Here is a 20,297-nt window from a genome sequence, read left to right as displayed (position 1 = left end):
CGTCGAAGGTCGCTTGCCCAAGGTGGCTGTGGGTCATCCGTTCGCGGCTGCCGACACCACACTGGCGGATCTGGTCGGGGGTGTCCCCGGCTCTGTCGCGGTGCGACTTCCGTCGTACGCCTCAGGGCCTGTCGACTCTCCCGAGCTGGTGCGCGATCCGCTGGCCAAAGCGCCGTCACGGCGAGGTGTGGTGCGGTTGCGGAGCTGGTTGGTGCCGGTGGTGTGGCTCGACGGCGAGCTGCCGACCGGGCTGCCGGATTGCAGGCCGGGGGCGTCGGCGAAGTTCTTGGACGAGCTGGTGGTGTTCGCCCGGGACTTGGTCTCGCGCGGGCGGGTCCTGCCGGTGGTCGGCGACCCGGCGCGGTCGACCGCGCCGCGTGAGGGTCGGCTCGCGGTGGGACGTTGGCGGGCGTCGCTGTCCGGTGTGGACGCGTTGCGGCAGGCCGGGCTGCGGGCCGGGATGCCGCCGGCGTTCCGTGCCGCAGAAGGGGTGGACGACGCACTCCGCCTGGCCGTCGACTCCCTTGTGGACGGTGAAATCCGCCGTCGGCTCGCCCCTTCCCGATCAAGTCGGGAGATGACCGCCGCCGGAGGTCGAGGCACGGGTGGCGCCGGCGGCCGCGAAAGCACCGAAACCAACACCGAAGGGAACACGAACGGGAGCACGGACGGAAGCACTGACCGAAACCCTGACAGCAACCCTGACAGCAACCCTGACGGGGGTACGGCGGATCGGTGGTTGGGGGCGTTGGCGGGCGAGCCTGAGTTCGTGGCCGACCCGACCGATGTCGATCTCCTGCGCGCGAAAGTGGCGGGGTGGGCGGAGGATCAGATCCGGGGTGACCGGGTGCGGGCGTGTTTCCGCTTGTCCTCCCCCGAGCAGGGTGGTGCCGACGATGACGGGTGGCGGTTGGAGTTCTTGCTCCAGGCCGTTGACGAGCCCAGTGTGCTGGTGCCCGCGTTCCGCGTGTGGCGGCGTGAGGACGCCGTGTTGCGGAGGTGGGTGGATCGGCCGCAGGAGGTTTTGCTCGGTGATCTCGGGCGGGCGGCTCGGCTCTACCCGGCGCTGGACCGGGCGCTCGCCGATCGCCGGCCGGACGGGATGGAGCTGGACGTCGAGTCCGCGCACGAGTTCCTGACCCACGCGTCCCTGTTGGCGCAGGCGGGGTTCGGGGTGCTGCTGCCCTCGTGGTGGCGGGCACCGCGTCGGCTCGGGTTGACCTTGACGGCCGGTGGTCGCGGTGTCGCGGGCACGGTCGCGAAGGAGAGCGAACTCGGGCTGAAGGTCTTGGTGGACTACCGCTGGGACCTGGCGTTGGGCGACGAGCGGCTGACCGAGGCCGAACTGGCTGCACTCGCCAAGGCCAAGGCGCCGCTGGTGCGGTTGCGCGGTCAGTGGGTGCACGTCGACCGGAAGCGGCTCGCCGAGGGGTTGGCGTTCCTGGCCCGGGGTGGTGGCGGGCAGATGTCGGCCGCCCAGGTGCTGCTGCACTCGGGGCTCGGGCCGGAGGACGGGGACCTGCCGTTGCCGCTCAACGCGGTGCGCGGCGACGGGTGGCTGGGCGACCTGCTGTCCGGCGAGGTGGAACACCGGCTGGACCCGGTCGAGCCGCCGGCCGGGTTGACCGCGACGCTGCGCCCGTACCAGCTGCGCGGGCTGGCGTGGCTGGCGTTCCTGGACCGGCTCGGGTTGGGCGCTTGCCTGGCCGACGACATGGGGCTGGGCAAGACCGTCCAGCTCCTGGCGTTGGAGGCGCACAACCGGCAGCACGGGACCCGGCCGCCGACGTTGCTGATCTGCCCGATGTCCGTGGTGGGCAACTGGCAGCGGGAAGCCGCGCGGTTCACGCCGGGGCTGCGGGTCCGGGTGCACCACGGTGGCGAGCGTTCCGTGGCGGGGCTCGGGGTCGGGCACGACTTGGTGGTCACCACCTACGCCGTCGCCACCCGGGACGCCGAGGCGCTGGCCGGGATCGAGTGGGACCGGGTGGTGCTGGACGAGGCGCAGAACATCAAGAACAGCGCCACGCGGCAGTCGCGCGCGGTGCGGGCGCTGCCCGCGCGGCACCGGGTGGCGCTGACCGGGACGCCGGTGGAGAACCGGCTGGCCGAACTCTGGTCGATCATGGACTTCGTCAACCCCGGCGTGCTCGGGACGGTGAACACGTTCCGGGCGCGGTTCTCCGTGCCCGTCGAGCGCTACAACGACCAGGACGCGGCTGTGCGGCTGCGCCGGATCACCCGGCCGTTCGTGCTGCGCAGGTTGAAGACCGATCCTCGGATCATCACCGACCTGCCGGACAAGATCGAGGTCAAGCAGCTCTGCACGCTCACCGCCGAGCAGGCGACGCTCTACCAGGCCGTGCTGGACGACATGTTCGCGCGGATCGCCGAGTCCGAGGGCATCAAGCGCAAGGGTCTGGTGCTGGCGACGATGTCGCGGCTCAAGCAGGTGTGCAACCACCCGGCGCAACTGCTCGGCGACGGGTCGCGGGTCGCCGGCCGGTCGGGCAAGGTCGCGCGGCTGGAGGAGATCCTGGAGGAGGCGCTGGCCGACGGGGACAAGGCGCTGTGCTTCACCCAGTTCACCGAGTTCGGCGCGCTGGTCGTGCCGCACCTGGCCGCGCGGTTCGACACCGAGGTCTTGTTCCTGCACGGCGGCACGCCGAAGGGCGCGCGGGACGAGATGGTGCGCCGCTTCCAGTCCGAGGACGGGCCGTCGATCTTCGTGCTGTCGCTGAAGGCAGGCGGCACCGGGCTGAACCTGACGGCGGCGAACCACGTCATCCACCTGGACCGGTGGTGGAACCCGGCGGTCGAGGACCAGGCGACCGACCGGGCGTTCCGGATCGGGCAGCGCAACCACGTGCAGGTGCGCAAGTTCGTGTGCGTCGGCACGGTCGAGGAGCGGATCGACCGGATGATCGAGGAGAAGCGTGGGCTCGCGCAGCTCGTCGTCGGGGCGGGCGAGGACTGGCTGACCGGGATGTCGACCGGTGAGCTGCGCGACCTGTTCGCCCTGTCCGGCAACGCCGTCGGCGACGACCAGGCCGAGGAGGACGGCGAGTCCGACCAGCGGGCGAGCGGGTCGGGAGGGGGTGGGTCGTGAGCGACTGGCACGGTGAGCGTCCGCCGGCCGGGCGGAACCCGGCCGCGCGGCCGATCCGGGTCGAGGGCGGGTTGACGCTGCGCAGCAAGCGCGGCGACATCGCCCGGACGTGGTGGTCGCGGCGGTTCGTGGAGGTGCTGGAGTCCCTCGGCATGGGCGGCCGCCTGCAACGCGGGCGGGCGTACGCGCGGACCGGGCAGGTGATGAGCCTGTCGCTGTCCACCAGCATGGTGGTCGCGCTGGTGATGGGGTCGCGGCCGGAGCCGTACCGGGCGCGGATCGGGGTGCGGAAGTTCTCCGACGAGGACTGGCGGCGGATCGAGCACGTGCTCGCCGACCGGGCGGTGTTCGCGGCGAAGCTGCTGGCGGGCGAGATGCCGCCGGAGATCGAGGACGTGTTCGCCGGGCTCGGGCTGACGCTGTTCCCGCAGTCGCTGCGGGAGCTGTCGATGGACTGCACCTGCCCGGACTGGGAGGTGCCGTGCAAGCACCTCGCCGCCACCTGCTACCTGCTGGCCGAGTCGTTCGACACCGACCCGTTCGAGATCCTGGCGTGGCGCGGGCGCTCCCGCGAGGACCTCCTCGACCGCCTGCGGGAGCTGCGCGACCCGATCCCGCCCGACGACCGCCCGGACGACCGCCCGCCCAGGCTGGAGGACGAACTCGACACGTTCTGGGTGCGCCCGAAGGCGCCCGCCGTGCCCGAGCCGGACGAACTCCCGGCCCGCCGGCCGGACGCGATCCTCGACGAACTCCCCCCGCTGACCGTGCTCGGCCGCTCGCTCACCGACGACCTCCGCCCGCTCTACCGCAGGTTCGCGGACTGACCCCGCCACCGGCTCCGACCTGCGGCGCGACGGCCGGGTGGGAACGTCCCGGGCCGAATAAGTTACCGACTGGTAGCGTGCGGCCGGAACGAAGGGAGAACGCCGATGTTGTTCGATCCCCACGACTTCGAGGCCGCGCACCCGGACCTGGACCCGGAGAGCAGGCGACTGCTGCGGGCCACCGTCGACTGGTTCGAGGAGCGCGGCAAGCGCCGGCTCATCGCGGACGACCAGGCCCGGGTGTGGTACGCCGAGTTCCTCGACTTCGTCGCCCGCGAGAAGCTGTTCGCCACCTTCTGCACCCCGCGCGCGGAGGCCGGCGGCAACCCCGACAAGCGCTGGGACGCCGCCCGCAACGCCGCGCTGAGCGAGATCCTCGGCTTCTACGGCCTCCAGTACTGGTACGCGTGGCAGGTCACCGTCCTGGGCCTGGGCCCGATCTGGATGAGCGACAACGCCGTCGCCCGCAAGCGGGCCGCCGAGCTGCTCGACGACGGCGCGGTGTTCGCGTTCGGCCTGTCCGAGAAGGAGCACGGCGCCGACGTCTACTCCACGGACATGGTCCTCACCCCCACCGACAGCGGGTTCACCGCGAGCGGCGGCAAGTACTACATCGGCAACGGCAACGTCGCCGGCATGGTCTCCGTGTTCGGCCGGCGGGCCGACGTCGAGGGCCCGGACGGCTACGTGTTCTTCGCCGTCGACAGCCGGCACCCGAAGTTCAGGCTGGTCAAGAACATCGTGGACTCGCAGATGTTCGTCAGCGAGTTCCGCCTGGAGGACTACCCGCTGACCGCCGACGACGTCCTGCACACCGGGCAGGACGCGTTCAGCGCCGCCCTGAACACGGTGAACGTCGGGAAGTTCAACCTGTGCACGGCCTCGGTGGGCATCGCCGAGCACGCCACGTACGAGGCGATCACGCACGCCCACAACAGGATCCTGTACGGCAAGCGGGTGACGGACTTCCCGCACGTCCGGCAGAACTTCGTGGACGCGTACGCCCGCCTGGTCGCGATGAAGCTGTTCTCCGACCGGGCCGTGGACTACTTCCGCAGCGCGTCCCCGGACGACCGCCGCTACCTGCTGTTCAACCCCATCACCAAGATGAAGGTCACCAGCGAGGGTGAGCGGGTGATCGACCTGCTGTGGGACGTGATCGCGGCCAAGGGTTTCGAGAAGGACACCTACTTCGCGATGGCGGGCCGGGACATCGGCGCGCTGCCCAAGCTCGAAGGCACGGTGCACGTCAACCTGGCGCTGGTGCTCAAGTTCATGCCCGCCTACCTGTTCTCGCCCGCCGAGTACCCCGAGGTGCCGACCCGGCACGACCCGGCCGACGACGACTTCTTCTGGCGGCAGGGCCCGGCGCGCGGGCTCGGCAAGATCACCTTCCACGACTGGGAGGGGCCTTACCGCGACCACGCGCACGTCCCCAACGTGGCCCGCTTCCACGAGCAGGCCCAGGCGGTCCGGACCCTGCTGACCGAGGCCGCGCCGGACCAGGAGCAGCAGCGGGACCTGGACTTCCTGCTCAACGTCGGCCACCTGTTCACCCTGGTGGTGTATGGCCAGCTCATCCTGGAGCAGGCCGCGTCGACCGGGCTCGACCAGGACGTGCTCGACCAGGTCTTCGACGTGCTGGTCCGCGACTTCGCGGCCTACGCGGTGGCCCTGCACGGCAAGGCGTCCTCGACCGAGGCGCAGCAGGAGTGGGCGCTGGCCCAGGTCCGCAAGCCGGTCGTGGACCGCGAGCGGTTCGACCGGGTGTGGGCCCGGGTCGCCGCGCTGTCCGGCCGGTACGAGATGAACCCGTAGCCACCCCGGTCACGGCGGCACCCGTCCACCGGGTGCCGTCTTGACTGGTGGGCCGCGCCGGGTGTTTGGTCGGGCACCGGGCGAGGGAAGGGGACGCATGACGGCGTCCACGGCACTGCGGGCGCTGCGCGAGGCGATCGTGCTGGAGCACCTGGAGTCGGAGAACGAGCAGGAGTTCGCGGCGGCCGTGGCGGCGTTCGACCACCCGCGCTGCGAGATCGTGGCGACCGGCGAGGTGTTCGAGGGACCGGCGGAACTGGCCGGCTACTACGCCAGGGTCCACGCCGCGTGGCCGGACCGGCGCAACCGGCTGCTGGAGCTGCACCACGCCGACGCCGCGGTGATCGTGGAGTTGGCGCTGGACGGGGCCGACCGGCGGCCTGCCGCGCGGATGAGCGCGTTCTTCGTGTTCGACGGCGCCCGGCTGGTCGGCAAGCGGCTCTACGGCGACGCCCGCGCGCCCGCGGGACAAGAAAACGAGCCGCCACGCCCGTCACCGGGAGTGGCGGCTCGGATCTCCGAGTGAACTAGCGAACTCGGATGTTAGGTCAGAGCGGTCGGACCGTCTGCGCCTGCGGGCCCTTCTGGCCCTGGCCGATTTCGAACTCCACCCGCTGGTTCTCTTCCAGGGTGCGGTAGCCGTTGCTCTGGATCTCCGAGTAGTGCACGAACACGTCGGCGCCACCGTTGTCCGGGGAGATGAAGCCGAAGCCCTTCTCCGCGTTGAACCACTTGACGGTGCCCTGAACTGCCATCTTGCTACTTCTCCTCTAACAGGTGCCGGATCGCGCTTGCGACCACCGGGTCAGCTAGGGCGACGGCCCTTCCTGGAGGAAAGTTCGGCGCCCGCAACTCCGTTCCGCGAGCGTGGTGGAACACGAACACAGAAAGGTACGACCGAAGACAGTCAACCATGACAGACCGCCGGCAGTCGAGCGGTTGAACGCGGCGAGTCGCACCGCTACTATCCGCGACTCGACGGTCACCAAGAGTTCCAACGGCCGCGCCGAGCGCCCGAAACCCACCGGCGGCCCGGCCACCTCGCGAATCCCGGATCCGGACTCCCCTCGCAGGTCCAGACGTTGCCGGCACCCCCGACCGGACACCCCGCCGACCACCGCGCGCGCGGCCGGACGGCGGTCGCGCGCACCGGACGAACCCGCTGCTCACGCCGCAAATCCACGCTTCGGGAACCCGCTGCGCACCGACCTGGTCAGAGGTGCTACAGAGGATGGCGCAATCGCCGGCGCGGGACGGCCGCGCGGCGTGAAGATGGAGGTGTGTCGACGCTCCACCTACCCCAGTCCCGGCTGCTGTTCTTCCTCCTCGGCCTGGTCGTCACGTTCGTCCTGATCAGGATCAGCGTGCGGCTGATCCGTGCGAAGGTCCGCTGGTGGCCGGGCAACATCAAGCCGGGCGGCACGCACATCCACCACGTGGTGTTCGGCACGGTGTTCATGCTGCTCGGCGGGGTCCTCGGGCTGGCCGCCCCGGACGGCGAGCACGGGCTGCGGGTCTCCGCAGCCGCGTTGCTGGGGGTGGGCGCGGCCCTGGTGCTCGACGAGTTCGCGCTGATCCTGCACCTGCGGGACGTGTACTGGTCCAAGGACGGCAGGCTGTCCGTCGACGCGGTGTTCCTGGCCGTCGGCCTGACCGGCCTGCTCCTGCTGGGCGCGCGCCCCCTGGGCTACGACGAGCTGTACGACGAGGGCGTCGGCCTGCGCCTGGTGGTGATCCTGGTCAACCTGGCCTTCGCGATCGTGGCCCTGCTCAAGGGCAAGGTGTGGACGGGCCTGCTGGGCCTGCTGGTGCCCGTGCTGCCCGAGATCGGCGCGCTCCGCCTGGCCCGGCCAGGCTCCCCGTGGGCCCGCTGGCGCTACGGCGAGGGCTCCCGCAAACTGCGCCGCGCCTACCGCCGTGAAGCCAAGATCAGACAACCGCTGATCCGCGCGAAGATCCGCGTCCAGGAGTTCATCTCAGGCCGCCACGACGACGACTGACCCACCCACAGCCCCACCCACAGCCGTCCACAGCCCCACCTACAGCCCTCTACAGCCCCACACAGCTCCACCTACAGCCCCATCTCCAACCACCTCTCCGGCCGCGCCGTGAACAACACGAACGTCCCGGCAAGCGAGCCGAGTTCGGCCGCCGCGAACGCACGGGCGTCCTCCTCCGGCATGTACCGCCCAGCGATGGCAACCACCTGGTCAACCGACGGCGCACGATCGGTTCCCACGACCGCGCACTCCGCCGTGACGGTCTTGAACCCACCTTCGGTCTGCTGCACGCACAGGCTCACCTGCCCGGCACGCGCGATGAGCCGCGTCTTGCGCGCCTTACGCCCCTGCGTGCCCGTGAAGAACGTGACGAGCCCGCCCTCGTACGCGTAGAACACGGGCACCGTGAGCGGCGGCCTCCCGCCGTCCGACGCCACCCCCAACACCCCGACCCACGGACGCCCGAAGAACTCGTCCCGTGCCTCCACGGCCCTCTCGACTCCGCTCACACCCTCAGTCCTCGTCCTCAGTCCTCGTACTCAGTCCTCGTACTCAGTCCTCGTACTCGTCACGAACGCGCAGCCACTGCATCGTGGGCGTCTGCGGCCAGCCGTCCGGCGAGTCCTCCCACTCCTCCTGCCGCCCGTAAGGCGTCAGGTCGAGCAGGTTGAAGTCCAGCCGCAGCCGGTCCACGCCCCGCCCGGACGTGTAGTAGGTCTGGAACACCTCGTCGCCGTCCCTCAGGAACACGCTCATCCGGAACCCGCCGGCCAGCCCGATCTCCTCGTAGAACGAGGGGTCGGCCGAGTACCACGGCACGGTCCACCCGAACCGCTCCCGCACCACGTCGATCTCTTCGTGCGAGGCGCGTGACATCAGCACCAACCGGGTGTCGCGGTGGTTGAGGTGCGTCTGGTCGGCGATGTTGTCGGTGAACGACGTGCAGCCCCCGCACAGGTGGTCCTGCCCCGGCTCCAGCATGTGGTGGTAGACGACGAGCTGGCGGCGGCCGTCGAACACGTCCCGCAGCCCCACCGACGTGCCGTCCGGCGCGACGAACCGGTGGTCGGTCGACATCCGGACCATCGGCAGCCGACGACGCGCGGCGGCCAGCGCGTCCAGGGCGCGCGTGTGCGCCTTCTCCTGCACCAGCAGGTCGTCCAGGGCGGACTGCCACTCCTCCACCGAGACCACGTCCGGGCGATTCACGTCCACGCACCTCCACCTGAAGACAAGTTCCTTGAGGGAACCGTAACAGGATGAGTTCCCTCAAGGAACCCATTCGCGTAGACTTCTCCCCGTGCAGCGGACGGACTTCGGCGGGATGGCGTGCTCGATCGCACGCACCATGGACGTGATCGGCGAACCGTGGTCGCCCCTCGTCCTGCGCAACATCTACGTGGGCATCAACCGGTTCGACCAGATGCAGCAGCAGCTCGGCATCTCCCGCAAGGTGCTCGCCGAACGCCTGCGGTGGCTGGTCGAGTCCGAGGTGCTGGAGCGGCGCGAGTACGCCGCCAACCGACACGAGTACGCGCTGACCGAACGCGGCCGCGAACTGGTCGGCGTGCTCATGGTCATGGTCCGCTGGGGCGACAAGTGGCTGGCCGGCGACGCGGGCCCGCCCGTGCTCTACCGCCACCACGCGTGCGGCGGCACCACCCACGTCACCCTGACGTGCTCGGGCTGCGGCACCCCCATGAGCGCCGACGACGTCGACGTCCTCCCGGGCCCGGGAGCCGTCCCGCCCGTCAGTTGACCAGGATCCCCAGCTCCTCGCAGTCCTCGGCGATGTCGCCCGCGCACAGGTCGGCCGACTTGACGACGCTCTGCGCCACCAGCCCCCGCACCTTGTCCCGGGTGATCAGGTCCGCGCCGAGCAGCACCGACTTCACGTCCCGGCGCGACACCAGGTCACGGGTGTTGCCGGTGGCCAGGTCGTCCGCGCCGCTGATGTCGCCGCGGGCCACCGCGATCGCCAACCGCGCCGCCGCCTCCGCCTCGTCCCGGATGGGCTTGTAGATCGTCATGCACTGGTCGCCGCGCAGCACCGCGCGCAGGCCGGCCACCGTGGCGTCCTGCCCGGTCACCGGCACCCGGCCGGCGAGCCCCCGGTCCTTGAGCACCTCGATCACCGCGCCGGCCAGGGCGTCGTTGGCGGCGACCACGCCGTCCACCCGGCCCCCGTTGCCGTTGAGGATCTGCTCGAACGCGCCCTTGGCGGCCACCGGGTCCCACTTGTCGATCGCCTGGCTCTTGACCAGCTTGAGCGCGCTGGAGTCGTACTTGGGGCCGAGCTTGCGGCGCTGGCCGTCCGCGAACAGCGTGGCGTTGTTGTCCGTCGACGAGCCCTGGATCTCGATGATCTGCGCGCCCGGCTTGTTCCCCAGGCACTTGAGCAGGCCGTCCGCCTGGAGTTCACCGACGTTGAGGTTGTCGAAGGACACGTAGTAGTCGGCCGTCCCGCCGAGGCTGATCCGGTCGTAGTTGATCACCGGGATGCCCGCCGCCTTGGCCTTGCGCTCGACGGTCGCGCCGCCCTCGGTGCTCAGCGGCGTCGTCATCAGCACCTTCACGCCGCGCTGGATCATCGCGTCGGCGATGCTCGCGAACTTGGCCTCGTCGCCCTCGGCGTTCTCGATCACCGGCTCGATGCCCGCGAAGTTGAGCGAGGCGGTCAGCAGCGGCCGGTCCTGCTCCTCCCAGCGCGTGGACGACTCGCGGTCCGGCAGGATCACGCCGACCACGGGCCGCGCGCCGGACGGGGTCGGCGCCGGCGGCGCCAGGGAATCGGTCTTGCCCGCACACGAAGCCAGGAGCATGACGAGCACGGCGCAGGACGCCGCTCCGCGTAGTCTTCGCATTCGCCAACCCCTAGCACGGGCCGCCCGCCCGCTGACCGCTGAAATTCGGATTGAGCGGATTTCATCCCCCGGAACGGGGCTTCGTCAAGACGTAGCAACGACGGAGCGCCGAATGGTCCGCACCAATGGGCTTGTTGACCTTATGGGGACATCGAAGCTGCTGGCAGGCCCGTTACCAATAGTCCGGAAAGTCACGCTCCGCGCACATTCGGCTACGTTGCCGACTGGCGACGAAAGGCGTCTAACGATGTGAGGTTTTCTGTGCCAGGGTGTCGCCCGACCCAACCCTGACCGGGTGTGAGGAGACAGCGTGAGAACACGCAGAATCGTTCCGTCGGCGCTGGTGGTGGCGACCACCGCGGCTCTCCTGGCGAGCGGCACCCAGCCCGCCGCCGGGCAAGGCGAGACCGCCGACTTCACCGTCGTCGTCGAGGAAGGCGCGAACGCGGCCGCGGCCCGAGCCGCCGTCACGGCCGCGGGTGGCCAGATCACCGGCGAGAACACCGCTGTGGGCACCCTCACCGTGAAAGCACCCGCCGCCGGCTTCGTGCAGCGCGTCTCCGCCTCCGACGCGGTGCTCGGCGCGACCGCGGCGAAGCCGATCGGCGAGGCCCCCAAGGCCGGCACCGGCCCCGGCAACCGCGAGTGGAAGGTCGTGGAGCGCGAGCACCTCAGCGCGGCCACGACCCCGAACACCGCGCGCAAGGCCCCGGCCTCCCCCGCCGCCGGCCTCGACCCCCTCGACGGCGACCTGTGGGGCCTGAAACTGGTCCGCTCCGACATCGCCCGCGCCCGGCAGGCCGGTGACAAGCGGGTCTACGTCGGCATCCTGGACACCGGCGTCGACGGCACCCACCCGGACATCGCGCCGAACTTCAACCGCGAGCTGTCCCGCAACTTCACCGTCGACATCCCCGCCGACGAGACCGGCGCCGAGGTCGACGGCCCGTGCGAGTTCCGCGGCTGCGTCGACCCGGCCGACCACGACGACAACGGCCACGGCACGCACGTCGCGGGCACCATCGGCGCGGCGGCGAACGGCTTCGGCATCTCCGGCGTGGCCCCGAACGTGTCGCTGGTGAACATCCGCGGCGCACAGGACTCGGGCTTCTTCTTCCTCCAGCCGGTCCTGGACGCGATCACCTACGGCGCGGACGTCGGCCTCGACGTCATCAACATGTCGTTCTACATCGACCCGTGGTACATGAACTGCATCGACAACCCCGCCGACAGCCCCCAGGCGAGGATCGAGCAGCGCGCCACCATCACCGCCGTCCAGCGCGCCCTGAACTACGCCCACCGCAAGGGCGTGACGCTCATCGCGGCCGGCGGCAACAACCACGAAGACCTCGGCAACCCGCGCAACGACGCCGCGAGCCCCAACTACCCGGCGGGCTCGGCGTACGACCGCAAGATCGACAACAAGACGTGCATCCACCTCCCGACCGAGGGCGACCACGTCATCTCGATCTCCTCGCTCGGCCCGTCGACCCTCAAGGCCGACTACTCGAACTACGGCACCGAGCAGACCGACCTCGCCGCCCCCGGCGGCTACTTCCGCGACGGCTTCGGCACCCCCTGGTACCGGACCAACGAAAACCTGATCCGTTCGACCTACCCGCGCAACGTCGCCCTGGTCGACGGCAACATCGACGAGGCGGGCAACGTCACCCCGAAGGGCGAAGCGGCCGGCGTGGCGAAGTACTGCCAGGGCACGACCTGCGGCTACTACCAGTACCTCCAGGGCACCTCGATGGCCGCCCCGCACGCGGTCGGCGTCGCGGCCCTGGTCGTCAGCCAGTACGGCAAGAAGGACAAGGCCCACCCCGGCACCCTCACGCTGGACCCGGACAAGGTGGAAAAGGTCCTGATCAAGACCGCGACCCAACGCGCCTGCCCGGTCCCGCGCACGGTGTCGTACGAGAACGTGGGCCGCCCGGCCGAGTTCACGGCGACCTGCACCGGCGACACGAAGTTCAACGGCTTCTACGGCCACGGCATCGTGGACGCCTACGGAGCAGTAACCCGAGGCGGCAACTTCATCTAGAACCACCCACAACAACGCCCCGCCTGCCCACCAGGCGGGGCGTTGCCTTACACAGACCAAAGTGCCCCGCACACACCCAACCCCGCGTCGTGTCATCCCCGTATGGCCCGCGCGCAGCGAACCGCGCTTGAGTAGGGAGCGCAAGCACGCTTTTCGCTTGCGCTCCCTACTCAAGGGTGGTTGTCTCCGACCGGGCCGTACGGGGATGACACGACGCCCGCCCGTTCTTTTCGTCATCCTTGGCGGCTCGCCCGTCCGGCGAGGACTCTTTAAGCTCCGCGCCGACGCACACGCAACTCGCCCAGGCTCAAAACCGCAGCTCAGAGCTACGCCACGCCCGATCGGGCGTGGCCTCCGGCCCCCGACACCATTTTCTCACGCACCACCGACATTCCCCGCCACACGCCACACGCCACACGCCACACGCCACACGCCACACGCCACACGCCACACGCCACACGCCACACGCCACACGCCACACGCCACACGCCACACGCCACAACGACGGTGCCACACCGCGATACACACCGACGTCCACGACACCGTCGCTGCGGCGGGTGTTCGGCCGGAATGCCACCGCCAAACGTTCGCGAGACACGAAGAAGGGGCCGCGCACGGCGCGGCCCCTTCAGCCTCAACTCACAATCTCAACCCACGGCCCAAACCCACGGCCTCAAATCACGGCCTCAACCCACGGCCTCAACTCAGGGCAGTGCCCAGCGCTTCCCAATCCAGCACAGGCGCGGCCAAGTCGCGGATCGTTGCCAGCAGGCCCAGTCGTGCGGCCTTCAGGGCCGGGTCATCGGCCATCACCAACACGTCGTCGAAGAACGTGTTGACCGCATCGCTCAACCCACCGACACCGGCCACGAACGCCGCCACCCCGGTCACTCCCCGGGGAACGTCGCTCAACGCCTTGTGCAGAGCCAACTCCGCCGGCTCCACCAACGCCGACTCGTCGTACCCCGCCTCCACCGACCCCGGCACGATCCGCCGAACCCGCTGCAACGCCGCCACCAACTCGGCGAACCCGGCCGACCCCACCAACCCGGTCAACTCCGCCAACGCCTGATCCGCCACCGCCGGCGCATCCGCCAACAACAGCACCGCCTGCACGAACCGGTGATCGTGCCCCGCGTCCAACAACTGCTGCTCGTACCGCCGCACCGCGAACTCGCGGGCCGTCTCCAGCGCGTCAGCCGACACCCCGACCGACTCGGCACCGCCACCGGCAACACCTTCTCCGGCAACCCCTTCTCCGGCAACACCATCCCCGGAGACCACAACCCCGGCCAACTCCAACGCTCGCGACAACGTGATCTCCCGCAACTCCGGGAACGCCCGCAACACGCTCACCGCGCCGAGCGCCGCCCGCCGCAACCCGAACGGGTCCGAACTGCCGGTCGGGTTGGCCCCGATCCCGAACAACCCCGCCAACAGGTCGAACCGATCCGCCAACGACAGCAGCGCACCCGCCCGGGACGCCGGCAACGCGTCCCCGGCCGACCTCGGCAACTCCATCTCGTACAACGCCTGCGCGACCTCGGCGCTCTCCCCCGCCCGCACCGCGTACTCCCGGGCCATCACCCCGGCCAGGCTGGACAGCTCGATCACCATCTGCGACCCGAGGTCGAACTTGGCCAGCTCACCAGCCCGAGCCAACGTCACACCCCACGCGCCCGCACCGGCACCCACACCGGAACCCGCACCCGCACCGGAACCCGCGCCCTCGCCGACCACGTCGGCCAACCGCCCCGCCAACACCGCGATCCGCCGCGCCCGGTCCGCCACCGACCCCAACTTGTCGGCGAACGTCAGCTTCTCCAGCTCCGCCTTCATGTCCGTCAACGGCGTCCGCAAGTCGGCCCGCCAGAAGAACGCCGCGTCCTCGTACCGCGCCCGCAGCACGGCCTCGTTGCCCGCTCGCACCACGTCGACGTCGACATCACCGTTCGCCACCGCGACGAAGTGCGGCAACAGCTCGCCCGCCGCGTCGCGCACCGGCAGGTACCGCTGGTGCTTGCGCATCACCGTGGTCAGGATCTGCGACGGCAGTTCCAGGTACTTGGCGTCGAACGACCCGAGGATCGGCGTGGGCCGCTCCACGAGGTTCGTCACCTCGTCCAGCACCCCGTCGAAGTCGACCACGCCGAGCCCGGCGACGAGTTCCCCGGCACCGGCGACGATCGCCGCCCGGCGGTCCTCCGCCGAGACCACGATCCCGTGTGAGGCCAGGAACTCCGCATAACCGTCCGAAGTGGACACCGGCAGCACGGGCGACTGCGCCGTCCGGTGCACGCGGGTGGTGCTCCCGGAGGCCAGCGACGACACCGCGACCGGCACCGGCACGGTCCCGAGCAGCGCGAGCAGCCAGCGGATCGGCCGGGTGAACGACAGCTTCGGGTCGTTCCACCTCATGTTCTTCTCGGCCCGCAACTCCGCGACCACGGACCCGAGCAGCGGCCCGAGCACCTCGACCGCGCCGCCACCGACGACGGTCCGCACGACGGCGACGTGCTCGACCCCGTTCTCCACGACCCGGCCCAGCTCCGACACGTCGACACCCTGCCCCCGGGCGAACCCGGCGGCGGCCTTCGTCGGCTCGCCGGAGGCGTCGAACGCGGCGGACACGCGCGGCCCGCGCATGGTCTTCTCCGCGTCCGGCTCGCGCGGCGCGACGTCGGCCACCAGCACGACGATCCGCCGGGGCGTCCCGTGCACCTCGACGGCCCCGTGCGCCAGCCGGGTGCCGGCGAGCTTCTCGGTCACGGCGGTCCGCACCGCTTCGGCGGTCCGGGTCACCTCGGCCGGCGGCAACTCCTCGGTGCCGATCTCGAACAGCAGCGTCGCCGGCGCGGAGACCTCGCCGGCGGGCCCCGCCACGGCTGCGGGCAGCGGCGGGACGGTGCCCAGCGGGTGTCCCAGCTCCTCGCGCCGCCCGGCCCACAACGCCGCCACCTCGCGCGCGAGCCCCCGCATCCGGGCGAAGGCGCGCGCGCGTTCCGTGGTGCTGATCGCGCCACGGGCGTCCAGCACGTTGAACGTGTGCGAGCACTTCAGCACCAGGTTGTGCGCGGGCACCGGCAGGCGCTCGTCCAGCATCCGGCGGGCCTCGCCGGCGTACTCCTCGAACAGCCGCTTGTTGGCCTCGACGTCGGCGTCGTCCAGGTAGTAGCGGGACATCTCGTACTCGGCCTGGCCGAACGCCTCGCCGTAGGAGATGCCGGGCGCGTAGGCGATGTCCTTGAAGTGGTCCACGCCTTGCAGCGCCATCATGATGCGCTCGATGCCGTAGGTGATCTCCACCGACACCGGGTCCAGCGACATGCCGCCGGCCTGCTGGAAGTAGGTGAACTGGGTGATCTCCAGCCCGTCCAGCCACACCTCCCAGCCCAGGCCCCACGCGCCGAGCGCGGGCGAGGCCCAGTTGTCCTCGACGAACCGCACGTCGTGCGCGCGCACGTCGATGCCCAGCGCTTCGAGGCTGCCCAGGTACAGCTCCTGGGGGTCGCCCGGGTCGGGCTTGAGGATCACCTGGAACTGCGTGTGCGTCTGCAACCGGTTGGGGTTCTCGCCGTACCGGGCGTCGTCGGGGCGCACGCTCGGCTCGACGTAGGCGACCCGCCACGGCTCGGGGCCGAGCACCCGGAGCACGGTGGCCGGGTTCAGCGTGCCGGCACCGACCTCGGTGTTGTACGGCTGCACGACGATGCAGCCCCGTTCGGTCCAGTACCTGGTCAGCGCGAGCAACGCGTCCTGCATCGTGAGCACGGGTGAAGAGTCTACGAACGGGGCATCACCCCGCTCACAATCGGGCTACTTCGCTGGTCACCGTTCGTCAAGACCCGGTATCACCACGTCACGACTGGTAGCTGTGTCACGCTTTGGGCAACCCCAGAGCCAGCCGGGACGTCCACCATGGGCACAACCCCGGGAACACAGGGAGGAGCGCGAGTGGACAACCGGCCGCCGAGGCCAGGCGAGCCCGACGGGTTCCCCAGGCGACCAGTTCCCCCTCGTCGTGACGGCGGGCAGCCCTCGCGCCGTCCGGACGAGCCGCGCGGCCGTGCCGTGCCTCCCCGCCCGGACCAGCCCAGATCGGAAGGCCCCCGGCCCGGTCGCGCCCAGGGCGCCTCCCCCGAGCCCCGGCGTGCGCCACAGCAGCCTCCACGCGCCGCCCAAGACCCTCGACGCCCCGCCGCGGAGCCTCGACGTGCCGCTCAGGAGCCACGGCGCGCCGCCCAGGAGCCGCGACGCCCGGCGGACGGCGTGCGGCGTGCTCCGGAGGACGCGCGGCGCGATGCTGAAGACGTGCGACGTGCGCCACAGAACGCTCGGCGCGTCCCGCCGGACCGCGTGCCCGAGGGTGGTCGGCGCGCTCCGCAGGACGCCGATCGCACGCCGCGCCGGACCACCGAGTCGGCGCGCTCCGAACGCCGGCCGGGCGGACCGAGCGGTCCCGGCGGTCCGCCGAGGCGGCCCGCGGGCGGTCGCACCGGGCCGCCACCCGGGCGCCCGCGCAAGTCGGGGTCGGTGGTCGGCCGCACGGTGGTCGCGTTCTTCTCCGCGGCCGTGCTGATCGGCACGGGTTACGCGTGGTCGAACCTCCAGTCGTTGAAGCAGAACCTGACCACGACGGACGTGATCGGCGAGGACGGCGGCGGCGAGCGCCCCGCCGACGGGTCGATCGACATCCTGATGGTCGGCATGGACAGCCGCACCGACGCCAAGGGCAACCCGCTGCCGCAGCACATCCTGGACGAACTCCAGGCCGGCGACGAGACCGCGGGCGGCCTGAACACCGACACGCTGATCCTGCTGCACATCCCGAACGACACCGGCAAGGCGGTCGCGGTGTCGTTCCCGCGCGACGCGTACGTGAAGATCGCGGGCGGCTACGGCCGGCACAAGATCAACTCCGCGTACGGCTACGCCAAGAACGACGCGGTGGCGAGCTTGCAGAAGAAGGGCGTCACCGACCCCGCGCAGGTCGAGCAGGAGTCGAAGAAGGAAGGCGCGAAGAACCTCATCGGCACGATCGAGGACCTGACGGGCGTCACCATCGACCACTACGCGGAGATCAACCTCGTCGGGTTCTACGACATCACCAAGTCCGTGGGCGGCGTGGACGTGTGCCTGAACGAGGCCACCCAGGACGACTTCTCCGGCGCGGACTTCGCCGCCGGGCCGCAGACCATCGAGGGCCGCGCGGCGCTCGCGTTCGTCCGCCAGCGGCACGGCCTGCTGCGCGGCGACCTGGACCGGATCGTCCGCCAGCAGGTGTTCATGGCCGGCCTGGCGAAGAAGATGCTGTCCGCGGGCACCCTGTCGGACCCGGGCAAGCTGCGCGCCCTGATCGACGCGCTGACCAAGTCGATCGTGCTGGACAAGAACTGGGACGTGCTGAAGTTCGCCTCCCAGATGAAGGACCTGTCCGGCGGCAACATCCAGTTCGAGACCATCCCGACCGGCAACCCGGAGCTGGACACGCCCGAGGACGGCCAGGCGATCGAGATCAACGAGTCCGAGGTCCGGAAGTACTTCAAGAAGCTCAACGGCGACCCGAACGCGAGCACGTCCACCAGCACCGCGGTGGACCCGGCGACGGTGACCGTCGAGGTGCGCAACGCCTCGGGCACGCCGGGGCTCGCCGCGCGGGTGCTCCAGGCGCTGGTGGCGAAGAAGTACGTGGACGGCGGCGCGGCCAACGGCGATCCGACCGCGACGTCCGTGGTCCGGTTCGCCAAGGGCGGCGAAGCGGCGGCGGACGCGGTGGCGGAGGTGCTCGGCGGGTTGAAGACCGAGGAGGACGTGAACATCCCGGCGGGCCGGGTGCGGGTGATCGTGGGCAGCGACTACTCCGGTCCGGGGACCCAGAACCTGATGGGCACGCCGCTGCTGAGCCTCGACGGCGCGCACCGGCAGCCCGCGACCACGTCCGAGCAGCCGATCACGGCGGACGGGGTGCGCTGCATCAACTGATTTAGCCGCCGCTCGCCGCTCGCCCGCGCTCGTCGCCGCTCGTCGCCGCTCGGCGGCGGGCGGACGACGGGCCCGTGGCGGGTGGCGGGAGTGGCGGGCTGCGGACGAGGGGGCGTCGGGTGGGGTTCGTCGAGAGGGTCCGCCGGGTGCGGTGGCGGCGGGTGGTGCTGGTCGCCGCGTTGGCGGCGGCGGTCGGGTCGACGCCGTGGGTCTGGGTGCTGACGTCCAGCGCCCCCTACCGGCACACGGCGCAGGACGTGCCCGAAGCGCCGGTCGCGCTGGTGCTCGGCGCGGGGCTCAAGGACGGCCGGCCGACGCCGTTCCTGGCCGGCCGGCTCGACGTGGCGGCCGACCTGTACCGGCGCGGGAAGGTCAAGGTGCTGCTGGTCAGCGGCGACAACAGCCGCACGGAGTACGACGAACCGAGCGCGATGCGGACGTACCTGGTCGAGCACGGAGTGCCTGATCGGGTGATCGTCGCGGACTACGCCGGACTGGACACCTGGGACTCGTGCACGCGGGCCCGGCGGATCTTCGGCGTGCAGCGGGCCACCGTGGTGACGCAGGAGTTCCACCTGCCGCGCGCGGTGGCGCTGTGCCGCGAGGCCGGCCTGGAGGCGTTCGGCGTGGGGCACGACACGTGGGGCGCGCACACCACCACGACCGCCTACGGCTACTTCCGGGAGGCGTTCGCGAGCGGCAAGGCGATGTGGGACAGCCTCGTCGTGCGGCGGGATCCGACCTTCCTCGGCCCCCTGGAAAGCGGCGTGACCAGGGCTCTTGAGCAGTGAACAGCTACTGTGAGTACTTCTCGATTAGCCCGATCGGGTTATGTTTGGGTCGACTCGCGTAAGCGGACGGCCGGTCGCGCTTTCCATCTCCGTGGGGTCTGTCGGGCCCCCGCGAACATGGAGGATCGACGGTGCAGATCGACACAGCGGCGTACCAACGCGTGCTCGGTGATGAGCTCCGTAGCCTTCGCAAGCAGCGTGGATGGACCCGCAAGGAGCTCAACCGCCGGCTGCAAAGCGAAATCTCGCTACAGACGCTGGCCACCTATGAACTGGGCACCCGGCAGTGCTCCGTGGTCAGACTCGTGGAGATCTGCGTCGCGCTCGGCGTGCCCGCGCACCACGTGCTGGCCAGGGTGCACGACCGCGTGTTCGGCGACGCCCCCGCCGGACACCTGTCGGTCGACCTGGCCGCGGTCGTGGCCGACACCCGACCGCAACTGCTGCCGCTGCGCCGCTGGGCGCAGGGCCGGCTCAACCAGCTCTCCCCTGGCCAGGCCGCCGAGGTGCACCTCGACCTGCCGGCGCTGGAGTACATGGCGCAGCTGTGCCGGCTCAGCACCGTGGACCTGATCCGGACCCTGCGCGAGCTGGACCGGAACCGGCCGCTCTAGGAGCGGGGACGCGGCCCGGCGTCGTGGGGTGACCGCACCGGCGTTGCGAAGCGGACGCACCGGACGTCGTGAGGTGACCGCACCGGGCGTCGTGAGGTGGCCAAGCCGGACGTCGTGAGGTGACCGCACCGGACGTCGTGAGGTGACCAAACCGGCCCCGCTGGGAATTGGGTGGTGACGGGCACCGGTAGCATCGGCGACATCCCTTCTACCGACGCGGGAAGTCGCTTGCCGAACACTCCTGG

The 20,297-nt window shown here is 70.7% G+C and carries 15 protein-coding genes; 10 read left to right on the top strand and 5 right to left on the bottom strand.

What is annotated here, in order from left to right; translation table 11 throughout:
- The first annotated feature begins 196 nt into the window (after positions 1–196).
- From AC0HI0_RS42085 to AC0HI0_RS42070, 4 genes are all read left to right on the top strand, one after another.
- Entirely contained in the window at positions 197–3,109 is a 2,913-nt protein-coding gene (locus AC0HI0_RS42085; protein ID WP_480929046.1) for a DEAD/DEAH box helicase, read from the top strand.
- Positions 3,106–3,936, top strand: a complete 831-nt coding sequence (locus AC0HI0_RS42080; protein WP_480929045.1) for an SWIM zinc finger family protein — start codon at positions 3,106–3,108, stop codon at positions 3,934–3,936. Before AC0HI0_RS42085 ends, AC0HI0_RS42080 begins: the two co-directional genes overlap by 4 nt.
- A 105-nt stretch (positions 3,937–4,041) precedes the next feature.
- Complete coding sequence (locus AC0HI0_RS42075; protein ID WP_480929044.1) at positions 4,042–5,754, top strand: acyl-CoA dehydrogenase family protein; 1,713 nt, start codon at positions 4,042–4,044, stop codon at positions 5,752–5,754.
- Between the two features lie 97 nt (positions 5,755–5,851).
- Positions 5,852–6,280 carry a nuclear transport factor 2 family protein gene (locus AC0HI0_RS42070; RefSeq protein WP_480929043.1) on the top strand — a complete coding sequence of 143 codons (429 nt, stop codon included), beginning with the start codon at positions 5,852–5,854 and terminating at the stop codon, positions 6,278–6,280.
- 22 nt (positions 6,281–6,302) lie between these two features.
- Here the strand turns inward: AC0HI0_RS42070 and cspE are convergent, their stop codons facing one another.
- Positions 6,303–6,509, bottom strand: coding sequence for a transcription antiterminator/RNA stability regulator CspE (cspE, locus tag AC0HI0_RS42065; RefSeq protein WP_053717138.1), 207 nt, complete (start codon positions 6,507–6,509; stop codon positions 6,303–6,305).
- Positions 6,510–7,034: 525 nt separating this feature from the next.
- Here cspE and AC0HI0_RS42060 point away from each other — a divergent pair.
- The gene (locus tag AC0HI0_RS42060) at positions 7,035–7,754 is read left to right on the top strand and encodes a hypothetical protein (protein ID WP_480929042.1); all 720 of its coding nucleotides are present in this window, start codon (positions 7,035–7,037) and stop codon (positions 7,752–7,754) included.
- A 71-nt stretch (positions 7,755–7,825) separates the two neighbouring features.
- Here the strand turns inward: AC0HI0_RS42060 and AC0HI0_RS42055 are convergent, their stop codons facing one another.
- On the bottom strand, positions 7,826–8,242 hold the full coding sequence (locus tag AC0HI0_RS42055; protein WP_480929041.1) for a pyridoxamine 5'-phosphate oxidase family protein: 417 nt from the start codon (positions 8,240–8,242) through the stop codon (positions 7,826–7,828).
- Positions 8,243–8,306: 64 nt separating this feature from the next.
- The gene (locus AC0HI0_RS42050; protein ID WP_480929040.1) at positions 8,307–8,969 is read right to left on the bottom strand and encodes a DUF899 family protein; all 663 of its coding nucleotides are present in this window, start codon (positions 8,967–8,969) and stop codon (positions 8,307–8,309) included.
- Between the two features lie 85 nt (positions 8,970–9,054).
- Between AC0HI0_RS42050 and AC0HI0_RS42045 the strand changes: the two genes are divergently transcribed.
- Positions 9,055–9,513, top strand: coding sequence for a winged helix-turn-helix transcriptional regulator (locus tag AC0HI0_RS42045; protein ID WP_480929039.1), 459 nt, complete (start codon positions 9,055–9,057; stop codon positions 9,511–9,513).
- Here the strand turns inward: AC0HI0_RS42045 and AC0HI0_RS42040 are convergent.
- Positions 9,506–10,618: a sugar ABC transporter substrate-binding protein gene (locus tag AC0HI0_RS42040; protein WP_480929038.1), complete on the bottom strand. Its 1,113-nt coding sequence runs from the start codon at positions 10,616–10,618 to the stop codon at positions 9,506–9,508. The two genes, AC0HI0_RS42045 and AC0HI0_RS42040, sit on opposite strands and share 8 nt — an antisense overlap.
- Positions 10,619–10,928: 310 nt before the next feature.
- Between AC0HI0_RS42040 and AC0HI0_RS42035 the strand changes: the two genes are divergently transcribed.
- On the top strand, positions 10,929–12,665 hold the full coding sequence (locus tag AC0HI0_RS42035; RefSeq protein ID WP_480929037.1) for a S8 family serine peptidase: 1,737 nt from the start codon (positions 10,929–10,931) through the stop codon (positions 12,663–12,665).
- Positions 12,666–13,364: 699 nt separating this feature from the next.
- Here the strand turns inward: AC0HI0_RS42035 and AC0HI0_RS42030 are convergent.
- Positions 13,365–16,427: a glycine--tRNA ligase gene (locus AC0HI0_RS42030; RefSeq protein ID WP_480934507.1), complete on the bottom strand. Its 3,063-nt coding sequence runs from the start codon at positions 16,425–16,427 to the stop codon at positions 13,365–13,367.
- Positions 16,428–17,198: 771 nt separating this feature from the next.
- On the opposite strand from AC0HI0_RS42030, the gene AC0HI0_RS42025 reads away from it, so the two are divergent.
- From AC0HI0_RS42025 to AC0HI0_RS42015, 3 genes are all read left to right on the top strand, one after another.
- A complete protein-coding gene (locus AC0HI0_RS42025; RefSeq protein WP_480929036.1) occupies positions 17,199–18,647 on the top strand; it encodes an LCP family protein in 1,449 nt (482 codons plus the stop codon).
- 119 nt (positions 18,648–18,766) lie between these two features.
- Positions 18,767–19,438: a SanA/YdcF family protein gene (locus AC0HI0_RS42020; protein WP_480929035.1), complete on the top strand. Its 672-nt coding sequence runs from the start codon at positions 18,767–18,769 to the stop codon at positions 19,436–19,438.
- A 131-nt stretch (positions 19,439–19,569) separates the two neighbouring features.
- On the top strand, positions 19,570–20,052 hold the full coding sequence (locus AC0HI0_RS42015) for a helix-turn-helix domain-containing protein (protein ID WP_480929034.1): 483 nt from the start codon (positions 19,570–19,572) through the stop codon (positions 20,050–20,052).
- The last annotated feature ends 245 nt before the right edge of the window (positions 20,053–20,297 follow it).

This window comes from Saccharothrix sp. NBAS 001 (genome assembly GCF_056640475.1).
The sequence above is the reverse complement of the archived record's forward strand: the minus strand, read 5'-3'. Positions and strand labels throughout refer to the sequence as shown.

Coding starts and splice junctions, on each gene's coding strand:
- AC0HI0_RS42075 (WP_480929044.1), top strand. CDS start 4,042: ATGTTGTTCGATCCCCACGACTTCGAGGCCGCGCACCCGGACCTGGAC.
- AC0HI0_RS42070 (WP_480929043.1), top strand. CDS start 5,852: ATGACGGCGTCCACGGCACTGCGGGCGCTGCGCGAGGCGATCGTGCTG.
- cspE (WP_053717138.1), bottom strand. CDS start 6,509: ATGGCAGTTCAGGGCACCGTCAAGTGGTTCAACGCGGAGAAGGGCTTC.
- AC0HI0_RS42040 (WP_480929038.1), bottom strand. CDS start 10,618: ATGCGAAGACTACGCGGAGCGGCGTCCTGCGCCGTGCTCGTCATGCTC.
- AC0HI0_RS42030 (WP_480934507.1), bottom strand. CDS start 16,427: ATGCAGGACGCGTTGCTCGCGCTGACCAGGTACTGGACCGAACGGGGC.